Origin of the sequence: Thermogutta sp. (assembly GCF_014359955.1) — a bacterium.
GTDB lineage: Bacteria > Planctomycetota > Planctomycetia > Pirellulales > Thermoguttaceae > Thermogutta.
The window spans coordinates 1-5788 of record NZ_JACIYL010000224.1 but is presented as its reverse complement, the minus strand read 5'-3'; the positions used below and the strand labels follow the sequence as shown (position 1 = coordinate 5788).

Annotated in this window: 6 protein-coding genes and 1 pseudogene; all 7 read left to right on the top strand. The window is 58.9% G+C overall.

Annotated elements, in window-relative coordinates; all coding sequences use genetic code 11:
- The coding region (locus tag H5U08_RS08690; RefSeq protein ID WP_297032212.1) for a hypothetical protein at positions 1 to 186 on the top strand (186 nt) is incomplete at its 5' end.
- Between the two features lie 156 nt (positions 187 to 342).
- Entirely contained in the window at positions 343 to 2022 is a 1680-nt protein-coding gene (locus H5U08_RS08685) for a prenyltransferase/squalene oxidase repeat-containing protein (RefSeq protein WP_297032210.1), read from the top strand.
- A gap of 180 nt (positions 2023 to 2202) precedes the next feature.
- Positions 2203 to 3063, top strand: coding sequence for a hypothetical protein (locus tag H5U08_RS08680; RefSeq protein WP_297032208.1), 861 nt, complete (start codon positions 2203 to 2205; stop codon positions 3061 to 3063).
- Positions 3064 to 3239: 176 nt separating this feature from the next.
- Positions 3240 to 3959 carry a MotA/TolQ/ExbB proton channel family protein gene (locus tag H5U08_RS08675; protein WP_297032206.1) on the top strand — a complete coding sequence of 240 codons (720 nt, stop codon included), beginning with the start codon at positions 3240 to 3242 and terminating at the stop codon, positions 3957 to 3959.
- A gap of 66 nt (positions 3960 to 4025) precedes the next feature.
- A complete protein-coding gene (locus H5U08_RS08670) occupies positions 4026 to 4514 on the top strand; it encodes a biopolymer transporter ExbD (protein ID WP_297032204.1) in 489 nt (162 codons plus the stop codon).
- Positions 4515 to 4598: 84 nt separating this feature from the next.
- Complete coding sequence (locus H5U08_RS08665) at positions 4599 to 5213, top strand: biopolymer transporter ExbD (RefSeq protein ID WP_297032202.1); 615 nt, start codon at positions 4599 to 4601, stop codon at positions 5211 to 5213.
- Positions 5214 to 5340: 127 nt separating this feature from the next.
- Positions 5341 to 5788: pseudogene (locus H5U08_RS08660) on the top strand (hypothetical protein); the annotation flags it as partial.

Genomic DNA, 5788 nt, shown 5'->3' with positions numbered 1-5788 from the left:
GCGGGCAATGCCAATGAATCGGGGACGGGCGGGCCGCCCCGGGTTCGCGAAGAAGAAATCCGCGAAGATTTTTCCCGCGATTTTCACATTCTCAGGTTGGAGCCGACACGCTTCGACACACCCAGCAGTGACCGGCAGGGGGCGTTGGCATGGACCATCCTGCTCGAGCGCAAAGCCACTCCGTGAGTGGCATCTGTGAATAAGCCGAAGCCCAACCCCCAAGATGCAGCCCTTTCGTTGACACGGTCTCCAGCGACCGGTAGCATTCAAATTGTGGCGATCGAACTGCGCCCAATTTCGTGGCTTGTTGATAAACCCGGTGCTCGATAAGGACCTTCGCCCGTGCCGACGAACGGTGTTCTGGCTGACGGCCGCACGCTGGATTTCCCGTTCCGGGTCGAGGCTGGGGGCTCTGTGCCGGTCAGCGTGATTCTTGTCGTCCTGTGCCTGACTGCTGGGCAACCGGCGATGGGGCAGCTTTCCCCGGACAGCCCTGTTGTGCGGCAAGCTGTGGAACGCGGGCTGGCTTTTCTGGAAAAGCCTGATTCCCATTACAGCGGAATGCAGATCGGGGCCTGGGCCCTCAACGGCCTGGCCATGATCAAGGCCCATCGTCCGGCCAATCATCCCGTGATCCTCGAAGCGGCGCGGGAGATCAGTCAGCGGATTCCGCAAAGCGGCCAGCCGCAGGATTTCGACATTGGAACCTGGGACATCTACAGCACAGGCCTCTCGCTCATCTTCCTGTGCACCTATGATCCGCAGAATTATCGCCGGGAAATCCAGGCCATCATGGATTATCTTTTGTATCGGCAGAAGCCGCACGGCGGTTGGGGGTATCCCCCTGGGCACACACATGCCGCGACCGGCGACACATCCCAAACGCAGTACGCCGTGCTCGGTTTATGGGAGGCCATCCAGGCCGGTTTCTCTGTCCCCTCCGAGCCTCTCAACCGCGTGGCCCTGTGGCTCCTGCGAACACAGGATCCCAGCGGAGGTTACGGATACCAGGGTCAGGTGGCGCCGGGCCCGCAATTAATTCCCCAGAATAGCGTGCGCATCGGTATGGCCGTTGCGGGGGTGGGCAGTGCCTACGTCCTCGCTTCTCTTTTAGACAGACAGCGCATCACCGCTCCCGAAACCGATCTGCCCCCTGCCCTGCAACGAATTGACAACGCGCGGGCCAGCGGCCGACTCCGCCTGTCAATCGATCCGGTCGCTCTCCGAGCCTGTCTCCAGCGCGGCAACGCCTACATCCACAACAACTTTAAAATTCCGTCGGGAATGTACAACTACTACTACCTCTACACCCTGGAGCGGTATTTCACCTTTCGTGAACTTGTTGATGGGCCGGGAAGCACCATTCCGGGCTGGTACGAGGCTGGTGCCGACTTCATTCTGAAGACTCAAAACAGTGATGGAAGCTGGAATCACCAATGCGGCCCCGTGCCGGACACGGCGTTCGCCATCCTTTTTCTGGTGCGATCCACGAAACAGAGCATCGAACGGGTGCGGGATTTTGGACCCGGCGTCCTGGTCGGTGCCCGCGGACTCCCCAAAGAAACCGACAACGCCATTGTTAAAAACGGGCAGGTGGTGGCTCTGCCACTGCGGACGACGCCGGAGGATCTGATCGCCATTTTGAACTCGGGCGAGAAATCGCAGGTCCTGGGCGTCATCGAGGCCTTGGAGAGCCTGCCCCCGCAGCAGGTGCGACTGCTTGTCTCTGATCGGGAAGAGCAACTGCGCCGGCTTGCCGCCAGCGATCGTCCAGAAGCGAAAATCGCCGCCCTCACAGCGCTGGGACGCAGCGGAGATCTCCGCAACGCCCCTGTCCTCATTTTCGCGCTCAACGATCCCAATCCGGAGGTCGTCCTGGCCGCCGACAGAGCCCTTCGCCGGCTCAGCCGCCGGTTCGAAGGCGGCCTCCGTCCGAATTTCAGCGAAACAGAACGGCAGGCGGCTGTGGAAAAATGGAAAGCCTGGTATCGACAAATCGACCCAACGGCCAGTTTTGATTGACGGCCCGAGAAGCCGTGTGTGATATGCTCGGATGGTGAAATGGAATGCCATGGCCAATCGTGACATGGAAATTGAGGGGAGAAACGCAACCTCTTCCCATAAAACCGGTTCTCTTGAAAGTGCCTGGAACAGTTTTTTGCCCAACGGCGAGAAGAGAGACCTGTTCCTGACAGACGAACAATGACGGAGCGCAGCGCACCGATATTCAACGATCCCGGCTATGCTCTCCGCGTGACAGCCTACGATCGCGCGGTCAGTGCCATAATTTCCTGCCTGATTTTGCTGGGGATCTGTGTGCTGGGGCTTTTCATCATCTGGCTGACAGAACGTTCTCATATTTCCCAGGTAGCGGTTCCAGTGAGCTATCAACCGATCGGCGAGGGAGGACTGCCCCTGGGACCGGAGATGGAAATCAACACGGAACCCCCCGGTCAGGAAGAAGAACTGGAAGAGCCGGAGCTTCAGGATGCTCTGGCCTCGGTGGCCGACGTGGTAGCCGCTCGACTGGCCGATCTGGAAAACCCGCTTGTGGCCGATCCGGAATCCACGGAGCGTGGCGGCCCGAAAGGCTCCCCCGTCCGTAGTGGCGCTGGCGGCACCGGTGGCAGCGGTGTTCCGCGGCGATGGGAGATCTTTTTCGACAAGGGCAACACCCTGGATACCTACGCTCGTCAGCTCGACTACTTCAAAATTGAACTGGGGGTCCTCCTTCCGGGAAACAAAGTTCAGTACGCATCGGGGTTTTCACAACCCCAGCCGAGGGTGCGGATCGGACCGGCCGACGCGGAAAAACGCTTCTATCTCACCTGGCAGCGTGGTGACCTCCAGGAGGCGGACAAGCAGTTGCTGGCCAAAGCGGGAATCGACGCGGACAATCGCATCATTCTCAAGTTTCTTCCCCCGGAAGTCGAAGCCCAGCTCGCTGCCCTGGAACGCGCCCATGCCGGCAGCCGGGCCGATCGGGTGAGTTCCACGCGATTTGGCATTCGACGCGAGGGAAGCGGTTTCGCCTTCTATGTCATTTCTCAACAATATCGATAAAAATGATGCAGACTGGTCGTGGGCACAGACGCGGTGCCCGCCCGTTATCACGCTGGGGATGGTTTTGAACTCGGTGAGAAACGGCGCGGGTGAGCAACTTCGCCAACTCGCCGGGAGAACGATCAGCGTTCCTTTATCTTTGTGAGCTTCCAGCAAAACGGCCACTCAACAGACCCATGAGACTCGACCTGAGCACGATCACGACTTACTTGGGAAATGCGGATTACGCGGCCCTTGCCCTCGTGGCTCTTTGGGGTGCGTTCTGCATGGTGATGCTTGTCCGCCGAATTCGTCGCGTTCGGTTCGTCACGGAACAGCAGCAGGAGGAATTCCTTCAGCGCGTGGAAGACCTCATCACACGGGGAGATTTCACGGCTGCAGCCGACATGTGCGCCGAGGACAGCCGCGCGTTACCCCAACTGGTCCGACTGGCCCTGCTCAACCGGCGGCTGGGCCTTTCCCGCCTCCGCACGCTCCTCGTGGAACGCTTCCAACGGGACGTCCTTGCCGATCTCGAATACCGTCTCTCCTGGATCTACACCGTCATCAAAAGTGCGCCCATGCTGGGGCTGTTTGGGACGGTGCTGGGCATGATGGGAGCCTTCGCCAAACTTTCGGGCGGTGAAAAGGTGGACCCCACCAAACTCGCCGACGATATCAGTCTGGCCCTCGTCACAACGGCCATCGGCCTGGCGATCGCTATTCCGCTGGTCCTTTGCGCGGCATCCGCGAGCATCCAAATTCGCAAGCTGGAAGACTACGTCAGCTCGGGCCTCAACCGCCTCCTCGATATGCTCAAAAGTGCGGGAGTTCGTGCCGAGGGTCCAGCCACACCACCGCCGGCACCAACCCCGACTGCCCGTGCCACAGCCGAGCGAACGTTTCGTACCGAATAGCAACAGTCTAAAACAAATCGATGTTCAATATTCGCGAATGCTGTTGCATATGCCTGGATATCCACGATGAGTAGCGACGTTTGGACACGTGTGGTGGGTGACGAATCCGAGGCCATCGTTTTCCGCCGACCTCGCCAGGAATCGGTGGATTTCGACATCACGCCGATGATCGACGTCACCTTCCTTCTGCTCATTTTCTTTCTGGTGGCCTCATCCATGGATGTTGGGCGGGCTCTGGAACTTCCCCCTGCCCGATATGGCAAAGGCGCCAATCCCGCCCAGGCGACAATCATCACAGTCGCCTATCAGGGTGACAACATGCCCCCGGCCGTGTACCTTGCGGACGGAAAAGTGGGCACTCCCCTGCCCGACGACCCTCAGCAACAGCGACAACAGCTTGTGGCCGCGGTGCGTGAAGGGCTGCTCAGCGGCAAGCGGGATGTGATTGTCAAGGCGGAGCGAAAGCTCAAACACAAGGAGGTGGCGAGGATTCTCGAAGACATCAGTGAAGTGGAAGGGGTTCGCATTTATATCGGGGTGATGGAGAAAGATTGAACCGAGCGGCATGGTCTGTCATTTCTTCCTCCGGCATTTTTGACGATCGTCGAGTGCGAGCTTGAAAAAACTCAGGACGCCGGCATGCTTCGCGTAAAATGTCCACAATGTGGAACGGTCGTAACGGTGGCCGACAATCTTCGCGGCACATCCGGTCCCTGCCCGGCATGTGGACACGTCATCCCGTTTGATGGCCCCTCGAAGCCCTCTGTCGAGGCCGGCGAGGAAGCGCAGAGCGTCCCCATCAGGTTCACCCGGCCGGAGATGCCCGAAGAGGTTATGGACATGACGCCGATGGTGGACGTCGTGTTCCAGTTGTTGATATTCTTTATGATGACGGCGGCATTCAGCCTGCAAAAAGCTCTTGAAATGCCACCGTCCGACAAGCAGGAAAAGACGGCCCAGGCTCAAACGCTGGAAGAATTGGAAAACGAGAGCGACTTCGTCATCGTGCGTATCGACCGTGATAACAATATCACGGTCGACGGAGAGGATGCTCCCAGCGATCAGGAGCTTCTCAATAAGTTGCGAGAAGCGAAGCTGGGCGAATTGGGAAAAGGAGCCCCGGGACGGACCGGTCTGTTAGTTCTGGCAGACCCCCAATGTCGCCACGAGACGGTTGTCAAGGCACTCGATGCGGGGAACGCCGTAGGTATGGAACGGATCCGACTGGCCACCGTGGAAGATACGGCCTTTTAAAAAGGATTTTGAAGCGAAACTCCAACCGCACAGCCTTAAAAACACATCCTTAAAAGATAAAGGTCAAATGTCAGTTTAAGGCGGCAACATTCAAGAACACGGGAGGAAAGGCGCTGGACAAAAGATCATGATTCCTGCGGAAGCGCTCTTCAAAGTCCTCGAAGAAAAAGACCTTGTCCCCCCCGAAGTCCTGGCGGAGCTTCGGGCGCATGTGGCCCGCTCATTGAAGACGCCCAAGCCCATCAACGCAGCCATGGCCGCTCGCATCCTTGTGGAGCAGGGGTATCTCTCACGGCTTCTGGCCCAGCGCTTGATGAGCCAGATCGAAGCGGAATGGGCGGCCAGAAATCCGCGACAGAAAATCGAACCGCTGGTTCTGCGTCCCCTGGAAGAGGCACCTCTCAAGAATGAAGAGGAACTCTCGCTGGCGGACGACGTTGTGGAGTTGATGCCGCTCGAAGAAGAACCTCCGCGAAAACCACCGGCCGCGCCTCCGTCACCTCCCAGGGCCGTCCCTCTGGAATCCGCCGAGACGACATCGCAAGCTCCTTCGGGCAGCATCGAGACGCCCCCGT

Bases quoted from the DNA above. Each gene is read 5' to 3' on its own strand.
- H5U08_RS08680 (WP_297032208.1), top strand. From the start codon at position 2,203: ATGACGGAGCGCAGCGCACCGATATTCAACGATCCCGGCTATGCTCTC.
- H5U08_RS08670 (WP_297032204.1), top strand. From the start codon at position 4,026: ATGAGTAGCGACGTTTGGACACGTGTGGTGGGTGACGAATCCGAGGCC.
- H5U08_RS08675 (WP_297032206.1), top strand. From the start codon at position 3,240: ATGAGACTCGACCTGAGCACGATCACGACTTACTTGGGAAATGCGGAT.
- H5U08_RS08665 (WP_297032202.1), top strand. From the start codon at position 4,599: ATGCTTCGCGTAAAATGTCCACAATGTGGAACGGTCGTAACGGTGGCC.